This is a genomic window from Micromonospora solifontis (assembly GCF_003725545.1).
In the GTDB taxonomy this organism is placed as follows: domain Bacteria; phylum Actinomycetota; class Actinomycetes; order Mycobacteriales; family Micromonosporaceae; genus Micromonospora; species Micromonospora solifontis.
In genome coordinates this window covers 1-23,154 of record NZ_RJLN01000024.1, presented here as the reverse complement: position 1 = coordinate 23,154, position 23,154 = coordinate 1, and the positions used below count along the sequence as shown (strand labels likewise).

Sequence of the window (23,154 nt, the reverse complement as noted above, 5' to 3'; positions counted from 1 at the left end):
CGCGGCGCGGGTACGGTGGGTTCATGGCGCAGTTCGTGGACTGGGATCTGGCCGCCGCCACCGCGGGGGCGTTGGGCAAGTCGGGCCCCCGGGTGTCGTACGCCGAGGCCACCGACGTGGTCGGCGAGCTGCGACGGCTGACCGAGGAGGCGGCCGGGCACGTCGCCGACTACACCGGCCTGCGGTCCCAGGTCGCCCATCCGCCGGTACGGGTGGTGGACCGGCGGGACTGGGCGGCGGCGAACATCGCCGGGCTGCGCGAGGTGATCAGCCCGCTGGTGAGCCGTCTCTCCGGTGACAAGCGGCCCGGGCCGCTGACCGAGGCGGTCGGGTCCCGGCTCACCGGGGTGCAGGCCGGCACCGTCCTGGCGTACCTCTCCGGCCGGGTGCTCGGCCAGTACGAGGTCTTCGCCGGCGACCCCGGTCAGCTGCTGCTGGTCGCGCCGAACATCGTCGAGGTGGAACGCAAGCTGGGCGCCGACCCCCGGGACTTCCGGCTCTGGGTCTGCCTGCACGAGGTGACCCACCGGACGCAGTTCACCGCCGTGCCGTGGATGCGCGCGTACTTCCTCGGCGAGGTGCAGGCGTTCGTGGACGCCGCACAGGCCGGCGAGCACCTGCTCGAACGGCTGCGCCGGGGCGTGGCCACCCTCTCCGATGCGGTGCGGGACCCGGAGAGCCGGGCCAGCGTGCTGGACATCGTGCAGACCCCGGCCCAGCGGGCGGTGCTCGACCGGCTCACCGCGCTGATGACGCTGCTGGAGGGGCACGCCGAGTTCGTCATGGACGGCGTCGGACCGCAGGTGATCCCGAGCGTCGAGTCGATCCGGGCGTCGTTCAACCGGCGCCGCGAGGCCGGCAATCCGCTGGAGAAGGCGATCCGCCGGCTGCTCGGCATCGAGGTCAAGATGCGGCAGTACGCCGAGGGTCGCAAGTTCGTGCACGGCGTGGTCGACCGGGTCGGCATGGCCGGCTTCAACCGGATCTTCTCCTCCCCGCTGACCCTGCCCCGGCTCGAGGAGCTGGGCGACCCGGACGCCTGGGTGGCCCGGGTGCACGGGCCGACCGGGGCCACGCCGACCGCCGGCTGAGCCCGTGGCCGCGCTCGCTCCGCCGGTCGCCGCCGTCCGGTCCGCCGTACGCCGGGCGTTGACCGGCCTGCCCGGCGCCGGTCCGGTGCTGGTGGCCTGCTCCGGTGGCGCCGATTCGCTGGCGCTGGCGGCGGCCACCGCCTTCGTGGCGCCCCGGCTCGGCCGGCGCGCCGGCCTGGTGACCGTCGACCATGGTCTGCAACCCGGTTCCGCCGAACGCGCGGCCGTGGTCGCCGCCTGGGCCCGCGAGCTGGGGTTGGACCCGGTGGAGGCGGTGCGGGTACGGGTCGCCGGGCGGCCCGGTGGCCCGGAGGCGGCCGCCCGGGAGGCCCGGTACGAGGCGCTGCTCGCCGCCGCCCGCCGGCACGACGCCGCCGCGGTGCTGCTCGGCCACACCCGGGACGACCAGGCCGAGACCGTGCTGCTCGCGCTCGCCCGGGGCGGCGGCCCGCGCGGGTTGGCCGGCATGCCGGAGCGGCGGGAGTGGGCCGGGGTGCCGCTGCTGCGCCCGCTGCTCGACGTCGGCCGGGAGGACACCCGCAAGGCGTGCGCCGCGCTCGGCCTCACCCCGTGGGAGGACCCGCACAACGCCGACCCCGCGTACGCCCGCTCCCGGGTGCGCGCCGACCTGCTGCCGGCGCTGGTGGACGCGCTGGGCCCCGGCGTGGTGGACAACCTGGCCCGGACCGCCCGGCTGCTCGCCGCCGACACCGCCGCCCTCGACGCCCTGGCCGCCGCCGCGCTCGCCGACGCCCGCACCGTCGAGGGCGGGTTGTCGGTGTCCGCGCTGGCCGCCCTCCCCACGGCGGTACGCACCCGGGTGCTGCACGCCTGGGCGCGGGAGCTGGGCGCCTCGCCGGCCGCCCTGTCCCACCGGCACGTCGCCGCCCTGGACGCCCTGGTCACCGCCTGGCACGGCCAGGGACCGGTCCACCTGCCCGGCGGCATCCCGGTCGCCCGCCGCGCCGGCCGCCTGACCACCTGACCCGCGCCCGGCCCCGCTGCCTGGCCACTTGATCGACTCGGGATGCGGCGAACCGGGGTAATGGTCGCGCTGGATAGCGCGGTTCGCGGCAAGTCGAGGGTCGACGGCCGGGTCCGGGCGGCGGCCGGTGTCGACGGGGTGATGGCCGGCTGGTGATCAGGTCTCGACCCGCTCCCGGAAGGTGCTCCGGTAGGCGAGCGGGGTGGTGCCCAGCCGGCGGGTGAAGTGGTGCCGCAGCGCGGCCGCGTCACCGAAGCCGGCCCGGTCGGCGACGCTCTCCACGCTCAGCCGGGTCTCCTCCAGCAGCCGCCGGGCCAGCAGCACCCGCTGGTTGGTCAGCCAGTCGTGCGGGGTGGTGCCGGTCTCGGCGCGGAACCGGCGGGCGAAGGTCCGCGGGGCCATCCCGGCCCGGGCGGCCAGCTCGTCCACGGTCACCGTCCGGTCCAGGTGGCCCATCAACCACTCCAGCACCGGCTCCAGGGTGGGCGCCTCCGGCGCCTTGGCGATCGGCGCCTCGACGTACTGGGACTGGCCGCCGTCGCGGTGCGGTGGCACGACCATCCGCCGGGCCAGCCGGGTGGCGACGGCCGAGCCGTGCTCCTGGCGGACCAGGTGCAGGCAGGCGTCGATCCCGGCGGCGGTGCCGGCGCTGGTGAGCAACCGGCCGTCCTGGACGTAGAGCGAGTTGCACCGCACCCGGGCGGCCGGGAACCGCTGTTGCAGCTCGTCGACGTGCCGCCAGTGGGTGGTGCACTCCCGCCCGTCGAGCAGCCCCGCCTCGCCGAGGACGAACGCGCCGGCGCAGACGCTGAGCAGCCAGGCACCCCGCTCGGCGGCCCGGCGCAGCGCCGCCAGCACCGGTTCGGGCACCGGCGTCCCGTCGGCGTGTGCCGGCACGGCCACCAGGTCGGCGTCCTCGATCGGGGCCAGGTCGGCGGTCGGGGTGAGCAGGAAACCGGAACGGCTGCGGATCGGGCCGCCGTCGGCGGTGCAGACGTCGAACCGGTAGCCGGGGAAGCCGTCGGCGGTGCGGTCGGTGCCGAAGACCTCGGCGAGCACGCCGAGTTCGAACGCGGCGACGTCGTCCAGCGCCACCACGGCCACGGCTCTGAGCATGTGACGAGGGTAACCCCAGAGGTGGCAGGAAATCGATGCCCGCCGGCATTCCTGCCACTGTTCGGTCCGGGCGGCGGCCCGCAGACTGGGTTCAGTCCGGTGCGCACCGGCGGCGAAACCGACATCAACCATGTGAAAGCGAGCGCCGCCATGATCGTCCTGCTGCTTGTCCTCCTCCTGCTGCTCCTGGGTGCCGCGAGCGGCCTCGGGCTGACCGCCGACAGCCGGGACTCGGCCGACTGGAAGCCGACCGATGACGGGCATCGTTGGCGCTCTCGTACCTGCTGAGGTGATTTGCTCCTTGCGCGCCGAAAATCCCCGGCGGGACCGCGCCAAAAGGGGCGGCCCCGCCGACGGAGGCCGGCGGGCGTACGGCAGGCTAGGAGCATGGCTGACGGCTCCTGGTACGACGCCGACATCGACCACGTGATCATTTCCGAGGCGCAGATCCGCGAGAAGACCGCGGAACTGGCCAAGCAGGTCTCGGCGGACTACGCGCACGTCGAGGACGGACTCCTGCTCGTCTGCGTGCTCAAGGGTGCGGTCATGTTCATGGCCGACTTCGCCCGGGCGCTGGGCCGGCAGGGCCCGCCCGCCGAACTCGAGTTCATGGCCGTCTCCTCGTACGGCCAGGGCACCACCTCCTCGGGCGTCGTCCGTATCCTGAAGGACCTGGACCGGGACATCGCCGGCCGGCACGTGGTGGTCGTCGAGGACATCGTCGACTCCGGCCTCACCCTCTCCTGGCTGCTGCGCTACCTGGAGTCGCGCTCCGCGGCCAGCGTCGAGGTGGTCGCCCTGTTCCGCAAGCCGGACGCGGTGAAGGTGCAGGTCCCGGTGAAGTACGTCGGCTTCGACATCCCGACCGAGTTCGTCGTCGGGTACGGCCTCGACTTCGGCGAGCGCTACCGCGAGCTGCCCTACGTCGGCGTCCTCAAGCCCGAGGTCTACGCCCGCGCCTGATCGGTCGGGGGCCGCGTCAAGCGGACGTTCAGCGGACTCTCAGCCTTTCGGACTACGGTAGAGGCCGGTGACGTGGAGGCACTCTCCACGCCCGACCCCTCGTCCGCGTGACCGGGCGGTCGGGCGGGTCGGGTGGGGAGCTCCCGGCACGCCGGCTCAAACCTCGGTTCGCCGTACGCGTAAGTGCCGGGCTCGCAAGCTCACATCTGGCACGAACGGTGTACCGTCGAATGACCGCGGCGCGGCAGTAGGCGCGTCCCGGGGTCGGGGCCGGCCCGCACGGCGGCTGCGGCCGCCGCCCGAGGCGGCGACACCATTCAGACGGTCAGGACGTCGATCAGGAGGATGCGGGCGTCTCGGCGCCCGACGACAGCATGGAACGTACGCGTTTCTTCCGCCGACCGGTGGTCTGGATCATCCTGGTCATCCTCGGCGCCGTTGTGCTCAGTCAGCTGTTCACCGCTGGTCCCAGCTACCACCGGGTGGACACTTCCGTTGCGCTCGACCAGCTGAACAAGGGTGGCATCGAGAAGGTCGTCTTCCAGGACAAGGAGCAGACGCTCCAGCTCGACCTGAAGGACAAGGCCAAGTTCGACGACACCACCACCGACAAGATCGAGGCGCAGTTCCCCTACGAGGTCGGCGGCCAGGTCTGGAACCAGGTCCAGGAGGCCAAGGGGGCCAACCGGATCAGCGGCCCGGTCGACACCAAGGTGTCGTCGGACAGCATCTGGGTGAGCCTGCTGGTCAACCTTCTCCCGATCGCGCTGCTGGTGCTCCTGCTGCTGTTCTTCATGTCGCAGATGCAGGGCGGCGGCTCGCGGGTGCTCAACTTCGGCAAGTCCAAGGCCAAGATGATCACCAAGGACACGCCGAAGACCACCTTCGCGGACGTGGCCGGGGCGGACGAGGCCGTCGAGGAACTGCACGAGATCAAGGACTTCCTGCAGAACCCGGCGAAGTACCAGGCGCTGGGCGCCAAGATCCCGAAGGGCGTGCTGCTCTTCGGCCCGCCCGGCACCGGTAAGACCCTGCTCGCCCGCGCCGTCGCCGGCGAGGCCGGGGTGCCCTTCTACTCCATCTCCGGCTCGGACTTCGTCGAGATGTTCGTCGGTGTCGGCGCCAGCCGGGTCCGCGACCTCTTCGAGCAGGCCAAGTCGAACGCGCCGGCGATCGTCTTCGTCGACGAGATCGACGCCGTCGGCCGGCACCGTGGCGCCGGCATGGGCGGCGGCCACGACGAGCGGGAGCAGACCCTCAACCAGCTCCTGGTCGAGATGGACGGCTTCGACACCAAGGGCGGCGTCATCCTGATCGCCGCCACCAACCGGCCGGACATCCTCGACCCGGCGCTGCTGCGGCCGGGCCGGTTCGACCGGCAGATCCCGGTCGACGCCCCCGACATGGAGGGCCGCAAGGCCATCCTGCGGGTGCACGCCAAGGGCAAGCCGTTCACGCCCGACGTCGACCTCGACTCGGTCGCCCGGCGTACCCCGGGCTTCAGCGGCGCCGACCTGGCCAACGTGATCAACGAGGCAGCGCTGCTCACCGCCCGCAAGGACCAGCGGGCGATCACCAACGACTCCCTGGAGGAGTCGATCGACCGGGTGATCGCCGGTCCGCAGCGCCGGACCCGGGTGATGAGCGACCAGGAGAAGAAGATCACCGCGTACCACGAGGGTGGACACGCACTGGTCGCCTGGGCGCTGCCGCACGCCGCGCCGGTGCACAAGGTGACGATCCTGTCCCGCGGCCGGTCGCTGGGCCACACCCTGGTCCTGCCGACCGAGGACAAGTACACCCAGACCCGCGCCGAGATGATCGACACCCTGGCGTACGCGCTGGGTGGCCGGGCCGCCGAGGAGCTCGTCTTCCACGAGCCGACCACCGGCGCCGGCAACGACATCGAGAAGGCCACCGGGCTGGCCCGCGCGATGATCACCCAGTACGGCATGAGCTCCAAGCTCGGTGCGATCAAGTACGGCACCAGCGGTGACGAGCCGTTCCTCGGTCGCAACATGGGCCACGAGCGGGACTACTCGGACGCGGTGGCCGCCGAGATCGACGGCGAGATGCGGGCGCTGATCGAACTGGCCCACGACGAGGCCTGGGAGATCCTGGTGGAATACCGGGACGTCCTGGACAACATCGTGCTCGAGCTGATGGAGAAGGAGACCCTCTCCACCGCCGACATGGCCCGGATCTGCGCCCGGGTGGCGAAGCGCCCGCCGATGGCCCCGTACCACGGCTTCGGCAAGCGCCAGCCGTCCACCGAGCCGCCCGTGCTCACCCCCGCCGAGAAGGAGGCCCTGAAGGCGCAGGCCCAGGCCGACGGCGCCTCGGTCGGCGGGGCCGCCCCCTCGAACAACTCGGACGGTACCCACTGAGCAGCACGGACCCGACGGCCAGCTTCCCCGACCGGGAGCTGGCCGTCTCCGCGACCGAGCCCGACGAGGACGGCCTCGACTTCGTCGCCGCGCGCCTGATCAGCGGCAGGCTGACCGGGCGCCCGGTGGAGGAGACCGTCGACCTGGCCCGGATCGAGAAGGCGGTGCGGGAGATCCTCATCGCCGTCGGTGAGGACCCGGACCGGGACGGCCTCCAGCAGACCCCGGCCCGGGTCGCCCGCGCGTACGCCGAGCTCTTCGCCGGCCTGCGGGTCGACCCGGCGCAGGTGCTCAGCACCACCTTCGAGGCCAACCACGAGGAACTGGTGCTGGTCCGGGACATCGACGTGACCAGTCTCTGCGAGCACCACCTGCTGCCGTTCCGGGGCAGCGCGCACATCGGCTACATCCCCGGGCCGGACGGCCGGATCACCGGGCTGTCCAAGCTGGCCCGGCTGGTCGAGGTCTTCGCCCGCCGGCCGCAGGTGCAGGAACGGCTCACCTCGCAGATCGCCGACCTGCTGATGAGCAGGCTGGCCCCGCGCGGCGTCGTGGTGGTGCTCGAGTGCGAGCACATGTGCATGGCGATGCGCGGCATCCAGAAGTCCGGCGCGAAGACGATCACCTCCGCGGTCCGGGGCACCTTCCAGCACGACGCCAAGTCGCGGGCCGAGGCGATGTCCCTGATCATCCCGCGCTGAGGGGTGGGGAAGGGCCCGGCCGCCGCGCACTCAGCCCGGGAACATCGCCAGGACCAGGCCGGCGGTGGCCAGCACCGCCGGGACCAGGCAGACCAGCGCGCCGAAGCGGGGCGTCCGGTCCACCCGGTCCGCCGGGCGGGGCCGGAACAGCCGCCCCACCGCCAGCCAGCCCACCATGAACGCGACCGCCGGCATCGGCAGCCCCACCACCAGCGCCGCGATGCTCACCGGACCCGTGCCGGTGACGGCGAAGAGCAGCAGTTGGACCAGCGGGACCAGCAGCGCCACCGGCCCGTACACCAGCAGGTTGCGGGGGCGGGCCGGCCAGCGGGCCAGCCGGGGCAGACCCCGGGCGGCGAGCGTGTCGTCCGCCGACTCCGCCCAGCCCCGGGCGGCGCGCAGGGCCGCCAGCACGGCCGCCGGCCCGCCCGCCATCGACCGCGCCGACTCGGTCACCTCGGGCGGCGTCGGCACCAGCGAGATCGCCGGTACGCCCAGCTCCCGCAGCCGGGACTGCTGCGGGGCGAGCCACTCCCGCACGACGGTCAGCTCCTCCCGGGCCGCCGCCACCGACCGGGCCTGCTCGGTCGCCGCGGTCGCCGCGGCCCGGCGTACCCCGTCGAGCTGCCGGGCGGCCGCGACGTAGTCGGCCCAGGCCGTCTCCACCGGGTCGGCGCCGCCCATGGACCCGCCCGCGCGGGGCGCGGGCACGGCCGTGCCGGTCTCACTCACGCCGCCTCCTCCCCGAACGGCACCAGGACGGTGCCCTGCTCGCCCGGGCCGTCCCAGAGCACCGCCCGGCCGGGTCGCGGCCGCCAGGTCACGGGCCGGTCGAAGAGCTGCTCCAGCCGGCCGCCCGGGACGTCCGTCACCACCACGGCGGTCAGCTTGTCCACCTCGCCGTCGGGGCCGAGCAGGCCGGCCAGCGGTGCGACCGACCGCCACCAGCCGAGCAGGTGCCGCCCGGCCGGCGGGCCCTCCAGCAGCAGCGCCCGCAACAGCTCGGGCGGCAGTTCCGTGGCGTCCGGCACGTCCAGCCCGAACACCACCAGGTAGCCCGGCTCGTCCGTGGCCAGGGCGCCGCGCAGCCCGGCCACGTCCACCGTCTCCACCTCGTGCCGCTCGGCCAGCTCGGTGGCGAGCGCCGCCGCCGGCCCGGCCGAGCCGTTGGCCAGCGGCGCCAGCACGAACCGGGTCGGCCCGTGCTGCACCGCCGTGCTCCGGGCCGCCGTGACCAGCAGGCGTTCCGCCTCGTCGTCCCGGCCCAGCACCGCCAGGTTCCGGCCGGCCGCCGGGCCGAGCGGTACGGCCACCGTGGATCGGTGCACGTCCACCGCCCGGCCGAGCAGGGCGGCCGGGGTGTGCGCCCGACCGGCCAGCGCGGCCCGGTGGCGCGGGTCGTTGGCGAGCAGCGGTCGCGCGTACCCGGCGAAGACCACCGGCGCGGCGGCCCCCTCCGGACGGGCCGACCAGAGGCGGTGCCGCAGCTCGGCGAGGAGGTCCGGGTCGTCGTGCGGGTCCGGGAACCGGATCATCCGCTCGTGGCCGCGGGTCGCCCCGCGCGGCCCGCCCAGCCCGCCGGCGGTGTTCACCACCGCGCTGCCCACCGGCAACCCGGCCGCCGCGTCGTTCGTCGGCTCCAGCACCGCCGCGCCGCCGGGCAACGCCACCCGGACCGGGAACTGGCCGAGCAGCGGGTCGCGCGGGCCGCCGATGCCGAGGTCACCCTCGCCGGCCAGGACCAGGTGGATCCCGTACGCCCGGGCGGTGCGGGCCAGCCCGTCCAGCCGGGCCAGCAGGTCGGTGGCGAGCCGGTCCCGCTCGCGCAGCAGCAGCGGGAAGTTGTCGATCACGCAGACGATCCGGGGCAGCAGCTGGTGCTGGCGCAGCTCCGCGTACCGCTGGCCGCCGGCCCGCCGGCCCGCCTCCTCGCGGCGGCGCAGCTCCGCCTCCAGCTCGCCGAGCAGGTCCGCCACGTACTCGCGGTCGGCGGCGATCCCGGCGGTCCGGACCTGCGGCACCCAGGAGCGGTCCCGCTCGGTCTGGAGGAACTCGACGAAGGACTCGCCGTCGGCCGGGTCGGCGAGGTGGACCACCAGCTCATCGGGGCCGTACCGGGTGGCCAACCCGAACAGCACGTCGGTGAGGAACGCCGAGCGGCCCGCCCCGGAACGGCCACTGACCAGCCAGTGCGGGGTCAGTTCGGTGAAGCCGAGGCTGACCGGCCGGCCGGCGGCGTCGCCGACCGTCGTGGCGAGCCCGTCGGCGGAACTCTCCGACCACAGGTCGCCGGGCGGCAGCAGGTCGGTCAGGGTGAGCCGGGAGCCGTCCTCGATCTGCCGGGCCAGCCGGCGGCAGACCCCGGTGACCAGCTCGGCCGGCGGGTCCTCGTCGAAGAAGACCGGGGAGTTCAAGCCGCCCGGTGGCTCCGCCCCGGGACTGCCGAGGGCGTCGCCGGGCGGATCACCGACCAGCGCGTACGCGGTGCGCGCCGCGACGGCGGTGGCCTGCGGCAGCGACACGTCGCCCGGCCACCCCGCCACCACCAGGTGCAGCCCGGCCCGGTGCCCCCGGGCGGCCAGGTCCTCGATCCGGTCCAGGTCGGACCGGGCGGTGCCGTCCGGCAGGGCGGCCACCACCACGAGCAGCGTGCGGTCGACACCGCCGGCTCGCGGCGCGGCGTCGGCCGCACCGGGCTGGAGTTGTCGCAGTGGCCGCTGCCGGGCGCTGCCCGCGGCCACCCACCCCTCCGCCTCGGTCAGGACGGCCCGCAGCCCGGCCAGGTCGGTCGCGGGCGGCGGCAGCAGGCCCGCGTCGGCCAGCGGCGCGAAGCCCGCGAAGGTGCCCGCCCCGGTGCCGTCGACCGCCCGGGCCAGCAGGGCCCCGGCCGGGGTGGCGGCGAACAGGCGCAGCAGGAGGGCCCGGAGCAGTCCGGCCACCCGGGGGTCGGCGGCGTCGGTGTCGACGGTCAGGTGCCCGCTGCCGAGCAAGGGCACCAGCGCGGGGAACCGGGCGTCGTCCAGCGGGGCGGCGGTGCCGACCCGGACCAGGGGCGGCGGGCCGTCGCCGGGTGGGCTGGTCACGGCCAGGCCGTCCAGCGCGGCGCCCGCCCAACCGGGCGCGGCCAGGGCCGCCGCCGTACGCAGCCGCTCGGCCAACTCGTACTGCCGGTGGTGGTCGGCGGGGGCGGGCCGGATCTCGTCGAGGATGCCGGCGGCGGCCCGCGCGGCCGCCTCCGCGCGGCGGTGCAGGACGGCGGCCCGACCGGCTCGCGCCTTCGGACTCGCCATCGCGTCCACCTCTCTCCCCGAGGCCGACCTGCCCTCCCGAGCTGTGACGGTATCCCAGCCGGGGCCCGACCTCGGGGATGTCGGTCGGCGCTGCGCCGGTCTTTACCCGCGGCGGTGAGCCGGCTCACCCGGCAGCCATCCGAGCCGGGCCGCCTGGTAGCCGAGTTGCATCCGGGTCTGCACCCGGGCCAGGTCCATCAGCCGGCGGACCCGGCGTTGCACGGTCCGCAGCGACGTCCGCAGGTGACCGGCCACCGCCTGATCGGTCAACCCGGTGAGCAGCAGGGTCAGGATCTGCACGTCCAGGTCGTCCACGCCGGTGTCGGGAAAGCCGTCCGCCGAGACGGTGACCTCGGTGGCCGCCGTCCACTCCAGCTCGAAGAGCGCGACGAGGGCGTCCAGCAGGCCGCTCTGGTGCACCAGCAGCGCCCCGGTGGTGGCCACGTCCGTCGAGCTGATCAGCGGGACGATGGCGATCTCCCGGTCCACGATGAACAGCTTCAGCGGCAGGCTCTCCGCGATCCGGATCTCCTCGCCGGCCGCGCGGGCGGCGACGATGCCGTCGATGTCGACGTCCTCGTCGAGCATCGTCCGCTCCAGCAGCACCCGGTAGCGCACCCCCCGGGCCACCGCGGCGTCCTCCGCGGTGTTCTCCGCGCCGCTGATGATCGCCACGGGCGCCTTGACGAAGGTCATCACCTCGGACCGGGCACCGAGCTGGAGCTGTTCCAGCCGCTGCCGCAGCGCCGCCGCCCCGATGATCACGTCGACCACCTCGGCGACGCCCCGGCCGGCGCTGGCCGCGCGGTACAGCTCGGTCAGCGAGCCCAGCTCCAGTTCGGCAAGGCGCAGCTCGTTCTGCCGTTGCAGCAGCAGCGCGCCGAACGCGGTGGCCGGCGGGGAGGCCACGAACCGGGCGATGTCACCGACGCTGCGCGCGGCCAGCCCTTTGCGTTCCAGCACCCCCAGGAGCCGGGCCGCCTCGCCCTCGTCGCCGCCGACCTGGCTGGCCAATTCGGCGGGCGCGGCCGACGCCATCGACACCAGAGCCCGGTACGCCGTGGACTCCTCGCTGCTCAGCCCCAGCACATCCAGCACCATGTCACGCCTCCGCCGCCTTGATGCTGATCAAGTGTGGCGGTTTTGCGTCAAGGAAGGAAGCCGCCGTGGCCGATCCGTTGCCCGACCCGATGGCGGCGTCGGAGGGTCAGCGCATCCACGGTCTTCAGGGAGAGGTCATTCGATGCCACGAAGTACCCGTCGGCTGCTCGCCGTCACCGTCGCGGCGGCGCTCGCGGCCGCGCCTGGAACCCCGGCCGTCGCCGGCAGCCAGCCGTCGCCGCCGGCCGCCCCCGGCGCCGCCGAGACCAGCGACACCGTCACCCTCGTCACCGGTGACGTCGTCCGGGTGACCCACCCGGCCAGCGGACCGGACGTGGTCACCGTCGACCGGAGCAACGGCTCCACCGGCGGCGTGCACACCGAGATGGTCGGCCAGGACCTGTACGTGATCCCCGACGAGGCGCTGCCGCACCTCGCCGCGAACCGGCTCGACCGGGAGCTGTTCAACGTCACCGACCTGATCGAGGACGGCTTCGACGACACGCACGCCAGCGAGCTGCCGCTGATCGCCACGTACCCGGGCGGCGGCACCGCCCGGGCCGCCGCCCGGACCGCGCCCGCCAAGGCCCGCAAGGTCCGTGACCTGCGCAGCATCAACGGCATGGCGCTCAGCACCGCGAAGAAGGACGCGGCGTCCTTCTGGCGGGCCCTGGCCCCGGCCGGCGGGTCCACCCGGTTCGCCGGTGGCGTCGGCAAGCTCTGGCTCGACGGCCGGGTGCGGGTGGACCTCGCCGACAGCGTCGCCCAGGTGGGCGCGCCGCAGGCGTGGTCCGCCGGGTACGACGGCAAGGGCACCACGGTGGCCGTCCTGGACACCGGCGTCGACGCCACCCACCCCGACCTCGCCGGGAAGGTCAAGGAGGCGGTCTCCTTCGTACCCGGCGTGGACACCGTCGACCGGGACGGGCACGGCACCCACGTGGCCTCCACAGTGGCCGGCAGCGGGGCCGCGTCGGGTGGCGCCGAGAAGGGCGTCGCCCCGGGCGCCGACCTCGTGGTCGGCAAGGTGCTCGACGACGGCGGCTTCGGCCAGGACTCCTGGATCATCGCCGGCATGGAGTGGGCCGCGCACCACGCCAAGGTGGTCAACATGAGCCTCGGCTCCCCGGAGCCGAGCGACGGGACCGACCCGATGGCGCAGGCGGTCGAGCGGCTCACCGCCGAGACCGGCACCCTCTTCGTGATCGCCGCCGGCAACAGCTACGACGAGTCGACCATCGGCAGCCCTGCCGCGGCCGACGCGGCGCTGACCGTCGCCGCCGTGGACGGCGCGGACGTCCGCGCCGATTTTTCCAGCCAGGGCCCCCGGTACGGGGACAACGGCCTGAAGCCGGACATCTCCGCGCCCGGCGTGCAGATCCTGGCCGCCCGCGCCACCCAGAGCCCGGGCACGGGCAGCTATGTCGAGATGAGCGGCACCTCGATGGCCACCCCGCACGTGGCCGGCGCCGCCGCCATCGTCGCCGCCAAGCACCCGGACTGGCCGGCGGCCCGGCTCAAGGACGCCCTCATGTCGGCGTCGAAGCAGCTCGCCGACACCACCCCGTACCAGGTGGGCGCCGGCCGGCTGGACGTGCCGGCCGCCCTCGGTGACATCCAGGCCACCGGCTCCGCCGACCTCGGCTTCTTCACCTGGCCGCACGACGGCGACCAGCCGGTCAGCCGCACCGTCACGTACGCCAACAGCGGCACCGAGGCCGTCACCCTCGTCCTGGCGCTGGCCCTGACCGGGCCGGACGGCAAGCCGGCCGGCCTCGGCGCGGTCTCCCCGGGACGGGTCACCGTGCCCGCCGGCGGCACCGCGACCGCCACCGTCACCGCCGACCCGGACGACGTCGCCGGCACCGGCCGGTACACCGGCGCGCTGGTCGCCACCGACGGCACCGGCAAGGTTCGCGCGCACACCGCCCTGGGCCTGGTCAAGGAGGACGAACGGTACGACCTGAAGGTGCATGCCGTGGGCCGCGACGGCAAGCCGGCCGGCGGCTACGTGACCGTCTACCGGTACGGCGACTTCTTCGTCCGCACGGTGGCCCTCGACCCGGAGACCGGGACCGTCGGGCCGCTGCGCCTGCCGCCGGGCGAGTACAACGTCACCACCTGGCTGACGGTGGCCGGCGACGGACCCGACTCGGTGGGTGTCGCCCTGCTGGGCACGCCGAGCCTGAAGCTCGACGCCGACCGGTCCGTGGAGCTGGACGCCCGGCAGGCGCACAAGGTGACCGTGACCACGCCCCGGCCGAGCGAGGACAGCTACCGGCGGGTGCAGTACTTCCGGGACTCCGGCATCGGCGGCCCGTACGCCGCCTTCACCAACGTCTACACCGTCCCGCCGGACGTGGACGACGTCTACGTCGCGCCGACCGGGCAGGTCACCGGCGGCAGCTACGAGTTCGCCGCCCGGTGGAGCCGGGAGGTGGACCACCTCACGCTGGCCGGCCACACCCCGTCCGCCGTCCCGCTCGACCCGCGCTACCAGGCCGGTTCGGCCCGGCTCGACGGCAAGGTCGACCTCGCCGCGACGTACGTCGGCAGCGGCACCGCCGCCGACTTCCAGGGCCGCGACGTCAAGGGCAAGGCCGTCCTGGTGACCCGGGACGACACGGTGTTCCCCGGTGAGGTCGCCGCCGCCGCCGAGGCGGCCGGGGCCGCCCTGCTCGTGCTGGTCAACGACCGGCCCGGCCCGTACTACACCTTCGCCGGCGGCACCGACCTGCCGGTGGTGTCGCTCACCCGGGCCGAGGGCGAGCGGGTCCTCCCCGCTGCCCGTGCCGGCACCCTGCGCCTGCGTGGCAACGCCGTCGCCTTCAGCCCGTACACCTACGACCTGGTCCGGGCGTGGCCCGGCGAGGTGCCGGCCGACCCGACGTACGCGCCGACCGAGAAGGAACTGGCCCGGGTGGACCAGAGCTTCCACGCCGGCAGCCCGTCGCTCGCCTTCGACCTGCGGGCCGACTGCCGGTCCTACCACTGGCCGCCGTGCCTGGGCATCTACCAGCCGGTCGCCGCGCCGTCGACCCGGGTCGACTACCTGTCCACCCGGGACGGCACCAGCTGGTACCAGGAGGTCCAGCTCATGCCCGGCTGGGAGCAGCGGCACGACCAGGTCACGTACCGGCCCGGCGAGCACGTCACCCGCAGCTGGTTCAGCCCGGTCACCCGGCCGCGACTCGGCCCCGGCTACTGGTACCCGTACCGGGACGGCGACTTCTTCGCCGTCAACGTGCCGCCGGCCGGTGGTGACGGCGGCATCACCGGCTCGGTCGACGACGGGGTGAGCACCGTGACGTCCCGGCTCTACCAGAACGGGACGCTGGTCGGCCGGGAGCAGCCGTACCAGGCCGTCCAGGAGGAGGTGCCGCCGACGGACGGCACCGCCGAGTACCGCTTCGAGCAGGACACCACCCGGCCCGCCGACCCGTGGGTGACCTCCACCCGTACCCGGACGGTCTGGGCCTTCCACTCGGCGCGGCCGGCCGACCGGGCGCTGCTGCCGCTCCTGCAGCTCGACTACCGGATCGACACCGACCTGACCGGGGCGGTGCGGGCCGGCAGCCAGCAGAAGATCGGCCTCGCCGCGTCCCACGTGGACGGGGCGGCGGGCGCCGGCCCGGTCACCGGGGCCACGCTCAGCGTCTCCTACGACGACGGGGCGACCTGGCAGCCGGTGAGCCTCACGGCGGCCGGTGGCGGCAGCTGGAAAGCCACCCTCCGGTACCCGTCCAGCACCGGGTTCGTCTCACTGAAGGCGACCGCCCGGGACGACGCCGGCAACACCGTGGCGCAGGAGATCATCCGGGCGTACCGGCTGGCCTGACCGCCGGGCGCGGCACGAACGCCCGGCACGGACCCGACCAGGGCCGTGCCGGGCGGCGTCCGTTCCGGCGGTTCGCCACGACCTTCACCCGGACAGAGCGCCGCCGGTGGCGCGGAGGACGAACTATGGCCACGATCCGCCAGATCCGAGGCATTGGGTACGCGGGCCGCAGCCGATAGCCTCAGGAGGTGGAATCAGTGCAGCCCCCCGCCGGTTCCCAGGTCTCCCGCGTACCGGCCCAGCGGACCCCGCCCGAGCAGTTGGCGCCCCCCGCGCCGGCTCCGGCGCCCGAGCGTCCGCGCCGGCGGCTGCGGACGGTTCTGGCGATCGTCGCCGGGGTGGTGGCGCTGCTCTGCGGCACCGGCGCGGTGGTCGGTTTCGTCCTGTACGACCGGGCGACCGCCCCCGACCGCAGCAGTCCGGACGTCGTGGTGGCCAGTTACATCCAGGCATTCCTCGTGGAGCGCGACGACACGAAGGCGAAGCAACTGACCTGCGAGGGCACGACTGATCTGAATGGCCTGCGAGCACTTCGTGATGACCTCGCGGCGCGTGAGAAGAAGTTTGACACGACCATCTCGGTGAGCTGGGGCCCGCTGAACGTTCAACAGTCAGGAGAGGACGCCGTAGTCGAGGTCGATCTCGTTATTGCGGCATTCATCGATGGGATCTCGCAGAGTGATCGGCAGGGCTGGCGGTTCGAAACGCGACGGGGCGACGGTTGGGGGGTTTGCAAAGCCCAGCCCGCTGGCTGAGATCGTGTCATTCGAGCCAGAGCAGGTGGACCGGCACCTCCAGGGTGCTCGGTGCCTGTCCACGCCAGGCCCATCGGTACCACTCCAGCTCCGGGGCCACCCGGACGCAGATGTCCCCGTCCGCGCCGGAGTAGGTCTCGGTCACCGCGCGGAGGTCTCGCTGCTCGGTCGTACCGGTCATCTGCACCACGCGCCGGCCGGTGACGGAGTCCGCCTCGAAGACCGGGGTGGGCGGGCGACGCGCCGGCGCGTCGAGGGAGACCAGCCGGATACCCGCCTCGGGTGGCCGGCCCGACGGCCGGTGCTGGCCGATGGTCTCCACCCAGACGCGCTCCACCGGCATCAGCGGAGCGAAGACCTCGACCTGCTCCGACTCGGCCCGGTACCACTCGTGTTCCGGGATGACCGGCACGTAGGTGCGGCTGCCCTGCACCACGCGCTCGTCGGCGCGCAGGTCACCGCGCCAGCCGAGCCCGGGCAGGCCGACCAGCACCCGCCGGCCACGCAGCTCGACCCGGCCGGTGGCGGGGACGACCTCGATCGGTCGCGGCGGGAGCGGCGCCCAGTCGGGTTGGTCCGCGAAGGGGTCGGGCAGCGGGTTGCTCATGGGTCGGCGGGCCTCACTCGGAACCGGAGATCGCCGCGCCGCGTTCCCGCATGAACTGCACCGGGTTGATCGCGCCCCGGCTGGACCGGTCGCTGTCCACGTGCACCTCGAAGTGCAGGTGCGGTCCGGAGGAGTTCCCGCTGGTCCCGGAGAGGCCGATCACCTGGCCGGCCGTCACCATCTGCCCTGGCACCACGTGCGGCCGCTCGATCATGTGGCAGTACCGGGTGATGTAGCCGCCGGCGTGCAGGATGTCCACGAACCAGCCGCAGCCACCCTTGCCCGGCCAGCCGTCGCGGTCGCAGTCGCGCCGGCCGGAGTGGTCGGGGTCGCAGCGGGCCACCAGCACCCGTCCCGCCGAGGCGGCGTGGATCGGGGTGCGCTTGCCCGCGGCGAGGTCGACGCCGTTGTGACTGGGGCGTTCGGCGGTGCGGAAGCCGGAGACGATCCCGCCGGCCAGCGGAGCGGTCCAGCCCGAGGCGGCGATCCTGGCCCCCCGGGCGGCGTCGCAGACCGCCCTGCCGGCGATCTGCACGGTACGGGCCGCGCCGCCGGCGAGCGCGTCGACGATCCGCCCGGCCAGCTCCTCGTGCTTCGCGTACGCGTCGGGGAAGGCGCTGACCTGGACCCGCTGAGCCACCACGGTCAGCGGCCGCTGTTCCCAGTCCGGCACCTTGATCATCTTGTCGTAGAACTTCCCGGCCGCGTACGAGGGCGTCATCCGCTCCTCGACGCTGCCCCAGCCCGGCCGCTGCTGGAAGAGGCCCAGCGAGTCGTGGTCCGAGCCGACCCCCTCGTGCGGCAGCCCGAGCGAGGCCGGCACCGTGCTGTTGGCGAGGTTCCGCAGTGCGGACTCCTGCATGGCGGTGGCCAGCGCGATGACCCAGCCCCGGGCCGGCACCTTCCGGTCCTGGCCCACCTTGATGATGACCGCGGCGTTACGCAGCTGTCCCTCGCCGTACTCCGCGAAGCGGGGCATCTCCCCGGTGATGTTCACCCGCCGGCCGAGGTTGCAGCCACTGTCGAGGGCCGCCCCGTCCTTCTCCTCGTTGCCCAGCTCGGTGAGGAAGAAGGCCCCCGCGCCACCGACGCAGCAGAGCAGCGCCAGCACCGCGGTGAGAGCGGTGGCCAGGACGCCGAGCCGCAGCTTCCGGCGCGGCGTGCTGTCCGGCGGGGCGTTCACTGCCGCTCCCAGTCAACCGCGTCCACCAGCCACCGGCCGTCCGGGGCCACCAGGTCGAGCCGGAGCTGACCGTTGTCGAGGGGAATCAGGGCCTCCACGAAGGACTCCGTCCGGGGTCGCAGCGTCACCTGACCGTTCACCCGCCGCGCGGGGACCCGCTCCGGGTCCGCGCCGTCCAGCTTCTCGGTGAGTGCCGGGGTGGAGAAGGGCTTCAGCCGGGCCAGCCAGTCCGCCCCGCTGCTGCCCGGGCCGCTCAACCAGGCGGTGGTGAACCGGGCGGCCGTCTGTTCCGGGGTCGGCTCGCCGGGACGCGTCCTCGGCGAGGCAGCCGAGGTCGGGCTGGACAGCAGTCCGTCGTCACCGGCCTCCGGGTCGACCGTGCTGATCGGTTCCCGGGGTCGGTTGCTGAGGCCGGCGGTCGGATCGACCGGCCCGGAGACCAGCCGGGCCGCCCCGATCACGCCGAAGATCAGGACGGCGATCACCAGGGCGACTCCGAGCCGGGACCGCGGAACCCGGGTGACCAGGAATTCCAGCGCGCGACGCATCGGGACTCACCGGGCCTCGGACCGCACGCGGGGAGCCGGCCGGGCCGGCTGAGCCCGGTCGGCCGAGTCCGGCCGGTAGACGGCGAAGGAGGGCGCCTCCTCGGGCACGTCCGGCTCCGTCCAGGCCGGCTCCCGGCGGGGCCGGGGCGCGGTGGCGCGACGCCCGTCCGACCGCTCGGGCGCCGGGGCTCCGTCGGACCCTTCCCGCCCGTCCGGTCGCCGGCGTTCGATCGCGGCGACGTGCGACGGGTCCTCGTGCCGCGCCTCGGGCCGCAGGCTGCGCTGGTCGAGCGAGACGCCGCGCCGACGGCCGACCGCCGGTTCGGCGGTGCCGCCCGGCTCGACCACATCCAGTCGGGCGGCCACCCGCATGTCCCGGAAGAACCGGCGGTGCCACGACCCGGCCGAGCTGACCGCCTCGCTGCTGTCCTTGCCGCCGAGCTGGGTGATCCGCCGGTACGGGCGGAGCAGCAGCCAGCCCACCACGCCGCAGAGCCAGACCAGGACCACCTGGAGCCAGCCGGGCAGCGTGGGCGTGTTCATGATGAGGTCGACCGCGAACAGATAGACGGCCGCGCCGGTGCCGAAGATGGCGATGTTGAAGACCGCCGCGACGACGGCGTTCGCCAGCCGGCGCAGGCCGGCGCTCGCCGGTCGCATCAGGCCGACGGTGCCGAGGATCGGCGCGGCGATCACCGCCCACCGGAAGATCAGGAAGCCGAGCAGCACCAGCAGCGACGCGGTCAGGTCGAACATCGCGAAGAGCAGCGAGGCGAGCACCGCGATGAAACCCGCCCCGATCCGGTCCATGTCGCGCTTGCCCTGGAGGTATTCGTACGCCTCGGGATCCTCGGTCTTGATCTGCTCGGCAACCCGGGCCCACTGCTGCTGCTTACCCTTGATCACGACGTCCCGAGTCTTCGGGTTGGCGCGGATCGACTCCGCTTCGTCCCAGCTCAGCGACCTGGCGTCGTATAGCGCCGGACCGTACTTCTTGGCGGTCTCGCTGTCGGCCGAGCCGAGCACGCCGCGCAGCCAGTTCCGGTAGAGCATGGTCTCGGTGGCGGTGTCGCTGGCCCGCACCGCCGGGGGACGCTTGTCCACGCACGCGTCCGGGTTCGGTAGGACGCACTTGTCCGACGGTATGTCCTTGGACGCCGGACCGACCGCGTCGTGCACGACGCCGAGTGAGGTGATCAAGGTGTTGTCGGCGATGCTGGCCGACTTCACCGGCCAGGCGGCCAGGGCGGTCACCGCCACCATCACCAGCACCGCCCAGCCGGCCGTGGTCATGGCGTTGCTCATGTCCGACTGGCGTGACCGCCAGAGCAGGTAGAGACCGACCACGCAGAGTGTGATGATGCCGAAGACGCTGAACACCTTCTGGTAGACGGCCTTGGTGGCCTGCTCCACCAGCGGGTCCGCCCAGCTCCACATCGACCGGGGATCCCAGGCCCGTTCGCGCAGCGCGTTCGACGCCCCGATGACCGCGTTGGCGAACATGAACTCGCCGTTGGCGACCATCGTCGTGAACCGGTAGTCGGGATGGAGCACGGAGGTGGCGCAGCCGGTGTCGATGTCGTACGTGGTGTAGCTGTATCCGGCGTAGCCGTAGTCGCTGTAGAGGCCCTTGGGGCCGGGGAGCTTGGCGGAGTCCGGCCGGGAGGCGAACCAGCCGGCGAGCCCCGAGTCCGGCGCGCTGGGGACGGGTGCGTTACGGCAGGTGACCTGATCATCGGTCACCGCCTGCAACTTGGCGACGCAGGCGCGGAAGTCGGCCTGCCACTGCTTGGTGCTGCAGAGCTCGGCCGGTGCTGGCGTGGGTTCGGCGGCGTACGCGGGTGTCGCTCCGACCAGCGGCCAGCCGATGGTGGCCCCGGCGAGTACGCCGAGCGCGAGGAGGAGCGCCGCGATCCGTGCCCGGGCCCGCGCCATGTCACGCCTCCAGATCAGCCAGGGTCGGCAGTTGCCCGGCGGCCCGGGCGACCGCGGCGGGGGTGGTGTCCAGGTGCTCCAGCAGCCCGTCGACGTACGACACGTCGACCCGGACCTTCTGCACGCGCCCGTCGACGTCGCGCATGACGAACTCACGGAAGCCGAGCCGGGCGGCGGAACCGCTGTCGGCCTGGGACAGCGAGGCGAGGGTGGCCTCGTACCCGTCGTTGACCGGCACCCGGAGCAGCCGCAGCGCCTCGGAGGCGATCTCGGAGTCCTCGGCGATCCGGCCGACGAAGACGGTGGAGACCAGGTTCTGCACGTCGAGGCCGAGGATGTCCTTCGGGTTCTGCGAGGCGACCAGGGCGGCGAGGTTCCACTTGCGGGAGTCGCGGGCGAGTCGGACCAGGAACGACCGGCCGGAGCGCCAGCCTTCCATGAAGTGCGCCTCGTCCAGGCCGACCAGCTTCCGGGAGGACATCGAGCCGCCGTAGCAGCGACGTACGGCGAGCCGGTGCGCGGTGTGCAGCATCGGCAGGGCCAGGGCCTCCTCGGCCGACCAGTACTCGCGCTCGATCTTGAGGTCGGGAAGCCGGAGCCCGGCCATGGTGATCACGGTGAGTGCCGCGTCGGCGCCGAGCAGCCCCTCCGGCGGCCGGCCGAAGAAGAGCATGGCGAGCGGCATCTCGGCGGTGTCCAGCAGCAGGTGCGCCAGCTCCCGGCCGGCGTCGTCGTCCAGCCCTTGCAGGGTCGTCACCACGTCGTCCAGGGTGGACGTCTCCTCCGCCGGCACCTGGCGTACGGCGTGCCGGAACAGGGTGGCGGTGGACGCCTCCCGGGCCACCTGCGGTGGCACCAGCATCATGCAGATGTCCTGCACCAGCATGCGCCGCTCGGCGCGGGCGTTGGAGACCGCGATCTCGAACTCCCGGTCGCCGGCCGCACCGGTGCCGAACTCGCTGCGCAGCGGCGTCGGGATCAGCGCGTACGGGGCCAGGGTGCCCTGCTCGGAGCCGGTCAGGTTGAGCACCCGTGAGTACGGAGCCAGCTCGGGCATCGCGCAGAGCCGGGCCAGCGGGCCGGACGGGTCGAGCAGGGTCACCTGCACGCCGCGCCGGGCGGCGAGGTAGCCGAGCGCGCCGAGCAGGGTGGACTTGCCACCGCCCGGCTCGGCGACGAAGACGGCGAGGCCGGAGCGCTCGCGTACCTCCATCGGGAAGTGCAGGTCGAGGAAGACCGGCCGGCGGCAGGTGCCGGCGGTCCGGCCGATCAGGTCGCCGCGCCGGTCGCCGACGGTGGACGCGGCCTGCGGCAGCGCCGCGGCGAGCAGGTTGACCGGCATCCGCCGGACGTATCCGGTGTTGGCGATCGGCTCACCGGGGATGAACTCGCGGGCCAACCAGTCCTGGTTCTTCGGGTGCTGCAGCGAGATCCGCAGCTCTCGCGAGTAGAGCTGGATGAGCCGGCGGGCCCGCTCCAGGCACTCCTCGCGGGTCCGGCCGCCCACCGCGATCCGGTGCCAGCCGTGCGCGCGCGCCGAGTCGACCGGCAGGCCGGTGGTCATCTCGTCGCCGATCACCAGGGCCCGCTTGGCGAGCCGCTCCAGCTCGGGCGGGGCGTCGATGCCGTGCTCGGCGTAGTCGAGCTGCTGGGACCGGATCATCCGGAGCCGGTGCTCCAGATTACGGAAGGAGTCGCCCGGGCCGAGGATGTCCACCCGGGTGGAGAGCTCCATCGGCCACGGCAGCCGCTCGTGGAAGTGCAGCCAGGGCTCGTGCCGCTCGGGGATCTCCAGCGGCTCCATCCGGCCCACCGCGAGCACGGCCACGTGCCGTTCCTCGCCGGTCATCCGGTTGACCAGCTTCACCGTCGAGCCGTACGGGGTGCGGTAGCGCTCCACCTGCTCGGTGAGGGCGAGCAGGTCACCGCGCTCCCACCGGCCGTCGGTGACCGGCGAGAGGGCGCCCGGCGGCGCCATGCAGAGCGCGACCGAGCGGTAGAGCAACCACTCCAGCTCCTGGGCGGTGACCCGGCGGCCGCGCATGCCGAACGCGCCGAGCACCTCGTCGAACTGCTCGACGGTGCGGCCCAGCCTGCGGCGCTCGCCGTCGGCGGTGCCCCGGCCGAACGCGCGCAGCAGCCGCTCGGTGAGCGAGTCGCCGAGCGAGCGGCGGGCGAAGGTGACCCCCAGGTAGGTCTGCCCCTCGGCGTGGTTGACCGCCATCAGGTGCCGCTGGGCGGCCACCAGGTGGTCGGCCCAGCCGGGCGTGTCGGGCACGTCGGGGAGCGGCGCGGCGGTGTGCGCGTCGACGGTGCGGGCCCACTCGTCGGCCGGGAACGGCCGGGTGGTCCGCCGCAGGTGCAGCCGGAAGCCGGCCAGGCCGGCGTACTGCTCGGAGATGGCGGAGAGCAGCGCCTCCCGTTCGGCGTCCGGGCGGAACGCCCAGCGCACCTCGGGCAGCCAGTACCAGGCGGTGACGGTGTTGGGGGTGAAGGTCAGGTGACCGGCGATCTCGGTGATCGCCAGCTCGACGGCGGGGTCGCGGTCACCGAACTTGATCTTCGGGGGGCGGGCCGGCTTGACGGGCCGCCCGGCCCGCTCCGGGGCCCGCTGCCGGGGCGGGGTCACGTCGCGGCCGGGCGTGGTGGCCACC

General features: G+C 73.9%; 17 protein-coding genes. 8 read left to right on the top strand and 9 right to left on the bottom strand.

Translation table 11 applies throughout. The features are described from left to right. Positions 1 to 23 precede the first annotated feature (23 nt). Complete coding sequence (locus EFE23_RS11135) at positions 24 to 1,091, top strand: zinc-dependent metalloprotease (RefSeq protein WP_123240859.1); 1,068 nt, start codon at positions 24 to 26, stop codon at positions 1,089 to 1,091. A 4-nt stretch (positions 1,092 to 1,095) separates the two neighbouring features. Then, on the top strand, positions 1,096 to 2,076 hold the full coding sequence (gene tilS / locus EFE23_RS11130) for a tRNA lysidine(34) synthetase TilS (protein ID WP_123240822.1): 981 nt from the start codon (positions 1,096 to 1,098) through the stop codon (positions 2,074 to 2,076). A 156-nt stretch (positions 2,077 to 2,232) separates the two neighbouring features. Here tilS and EFE23_RS11125 read toward each other — a convergent pair whose 3' ends face one another. Then, positions 2,233 to 3,192: a GlxA family transcriptional regulator gene (locus EFE23_RS11125; RefSeq protein ID WP_123240821.1), complete on the bottom strand. Its 960-nt coding sequence runs from the start codon at positions 3,190 to 3,192 to the stop codon at positions 2,233 to 2,235. Positions 3,193 to 3,291: 99 nt separating this feature from the next. On the opposite strand from EFE23_RS11125, the gene EFE23_RS28010 reads away from it, so the two are divergent. The 4 genes from EFE23_RS28010 (at position 3,292) to folE (ending at position 7,243) form a co-directional block, all read left to right on the top strand. Then, the gene (locus EFE23_RS28010; protein WP_148058430.1) at positions 3,292 to 3,480 is read left to right on the top strand and encodes a hypothetical protein; all 189 of its coding nucleotides are present in this window, start codon (positions 3,292 to 3,294) and stop codon (positions 3,478 to 3,480) included. A gap of 99 nt (positions 3,481 to 3,579) precedes the next feature. After that, positions 3,580 to 4,155 (top strand): hypoxanthine phosphoribosyltransferase, encoded by a 576-nt coding sequence (gene hpt, locus EFE23_RS11120; protein ID WP_091070183.1) that lies wholly within the window; start codon positions 3,580 to 3,582, stop codon positions 4,153 to 4,155. 374 nt (positions 4,156 to 4,529) lie between these two features. Beyond that, positions 4,530 to 6,542, top strand: coding sequence for an ATP-dependent zinc metalloprotease FtsH (gene ftsH, locus EFE23_RS11115; RefSeq protein WP_123240820.1), 2,013 nt, complete (start codon positions 4,530 to 4,532; stop codon positions 6,540 to 6,542). 38 nt (positions 6,543 to 6,580) lie between these two features. Beyond that, positions 6,581 to 7,243: a GTP cyclohydrolase I FolE gene (folE, locus tag EFE23_RS11110; protein WP_123240819.1), complete on the top strand. Its 663-nt coding sequence runs from the start codon at positions 6,581 to 6,583 to the stop codon at positions 7,241 to 7,243. 30 nt (positions 7,244 to 7,273) lie between these two features. Here the strand turns inward: folE and EFE23_RS11105 are convergent, their stop codons facing one another. The 3 genes from EFE23_RS11105 to EFE23_RS11095 all read right to left on the bottom strand — a co-directional run bounded on the left by EFE23_RS11105 (position 7,274) and on the right by EFE23_RS11095 (position 11,634). After that, the gene (locus EFE23_RS11105) at positions 7,274 to 7,927 is read right to left on the bottom strand and encodes a hypothetical protein (protein ID WP_204334780.1); all 654 of its coding nucleotides are present in this window, start codon (positions 7,925 to 7,927) and stop codon (positions 7,274 to 7,276) included. 44 nt (positions 7,928 to 7,971) lie between these two features. Further along, positions 7,972 to 10,542, bottom strand: coding sequence for an FtsK/SpoIIIE domain-containing protein (locus tag EFE23_RS11100; protein ID WP_199737013.1), 2,571 nt, complete (start codon positions 10,540 to 10,542; stop codon positions 7,972 to 7,974). A gap of 93 nt (positions 10,543 to 10,635) precedes the next feature. Further along, on the bottom strand, positions 10,636 to 11,634 hold the full coding sequence (locus EFE23_RS11095) for a TrmB family transcriptional regulator (protein ID WP_123240817.1): 999 nt from the start codon (positions 11,632 to 11,634) through the stop codon (positions 10,636 to 10,638). A gap of 142 nt (positions 11,635 to 11,776) precedes the next feature. On the opposite strand from EFE23_RS11095, the gene EFE23_RS11090 reads away from it, so the two are divergent. Both EFE23_RS11090 and EFE23_RS11085 read left to right on the top strand, forming a co-directional pair. Beyond that, on the top strand, positions 11,777 to 15,472 hold the full coding sequence (locus EFE23_RS11090; protein ID WP_123240816.1) for a S8 family serine peptidase: 3,696 nt from the start codon (positions 11,777 to 11,779) through the stop codon (positions 15,470 to 15,472). A gap of 197 nt (positions 15,473 to 15,669) precedes the next feature. After that, on the top strand, positions 15,670 to 16,227 hold the full coding sequence (locus tag EFE23_RS11085; protein ID WP_123240815.1) for a hypothetical protein: 558 nt from the start codon (positions 15,670 to 15,672) through the stop codon (positions 16,225 to 16,227). Positions 16,228 to 16,234: 7 nt separating this feature from the next. On the opposite strand, the gene EFE23_RS11080 is transcribed toward EFE23_RS11085, so the two are convergent. From EFE23_RS11080 to EFE23_RS11060, 5 genes are all read right to left on the bottom strand, one after another. Next, positions 16,235 to 16,834, bottom strand: a complete 600-nt coding sequence (locus tag EFE23_RS11080) for a hypothetical protein (RefSeq protein WP_123240814.1) — start codon at positions 16,832 to 16,834, stop codon at positions 16,235 to 16,237. Positions 16,835 to 16,847: 13 nt separating this feature from the next. Then, positions 16,848 to 18,017 carry a M23 family metallopeptidase gene (locus EFE23_RS11075; protein ID WP_123240813.1) on the bottom strand — a complete coding sequence of 390 codons (1,170 nt, stop codon included), beginning with the start codon at positions 18,015 to 18,017 and terminating at the stop codon, positions 16,848 to 16,850. Then, positions 18,014 to 18,565 carry a hypothetical protein gene (locus EFE23_RS11070; RefSeq protein ID WP_123240812.1) on the bottom strand — a complete coding sequence of 184 codons (552 nt, stop codon included), beginning with the start codon at positions 18,563 to 18,565 and terminating at the stop codon, positions 18,014 to 18,016. The genes EFE23_RS11075 and EFE23_RS11070 overlap by 4 nt, the downstream gene beginning before the upstream one ends. 6 nt (positions 18,566 to 18,571) lie before the next feature. Then, positions 18,572 to 20,500 carry an MraY family glycosyltransferase gene (locus EFE23_RS11065; RefSeq protein ID WP_123240811.1) on the bottom strand — a complete coding sequence of 643 codons (1,929 nt, stop codon included), beginning with the start codon at positions 20,498 to 20,500 and terminating at the stop codon, positions 18,572 to 18,574. 1 nt (position 20,501) lies between these two features. Further along, positions 20,502 to 23,154: ATP-binding protein (locus EFE23_RS11060; RefSeq protein ID WP_233600946.1), on the bottom strand; the 2,653-nt coding region annotated here is incomplete at its 5' end.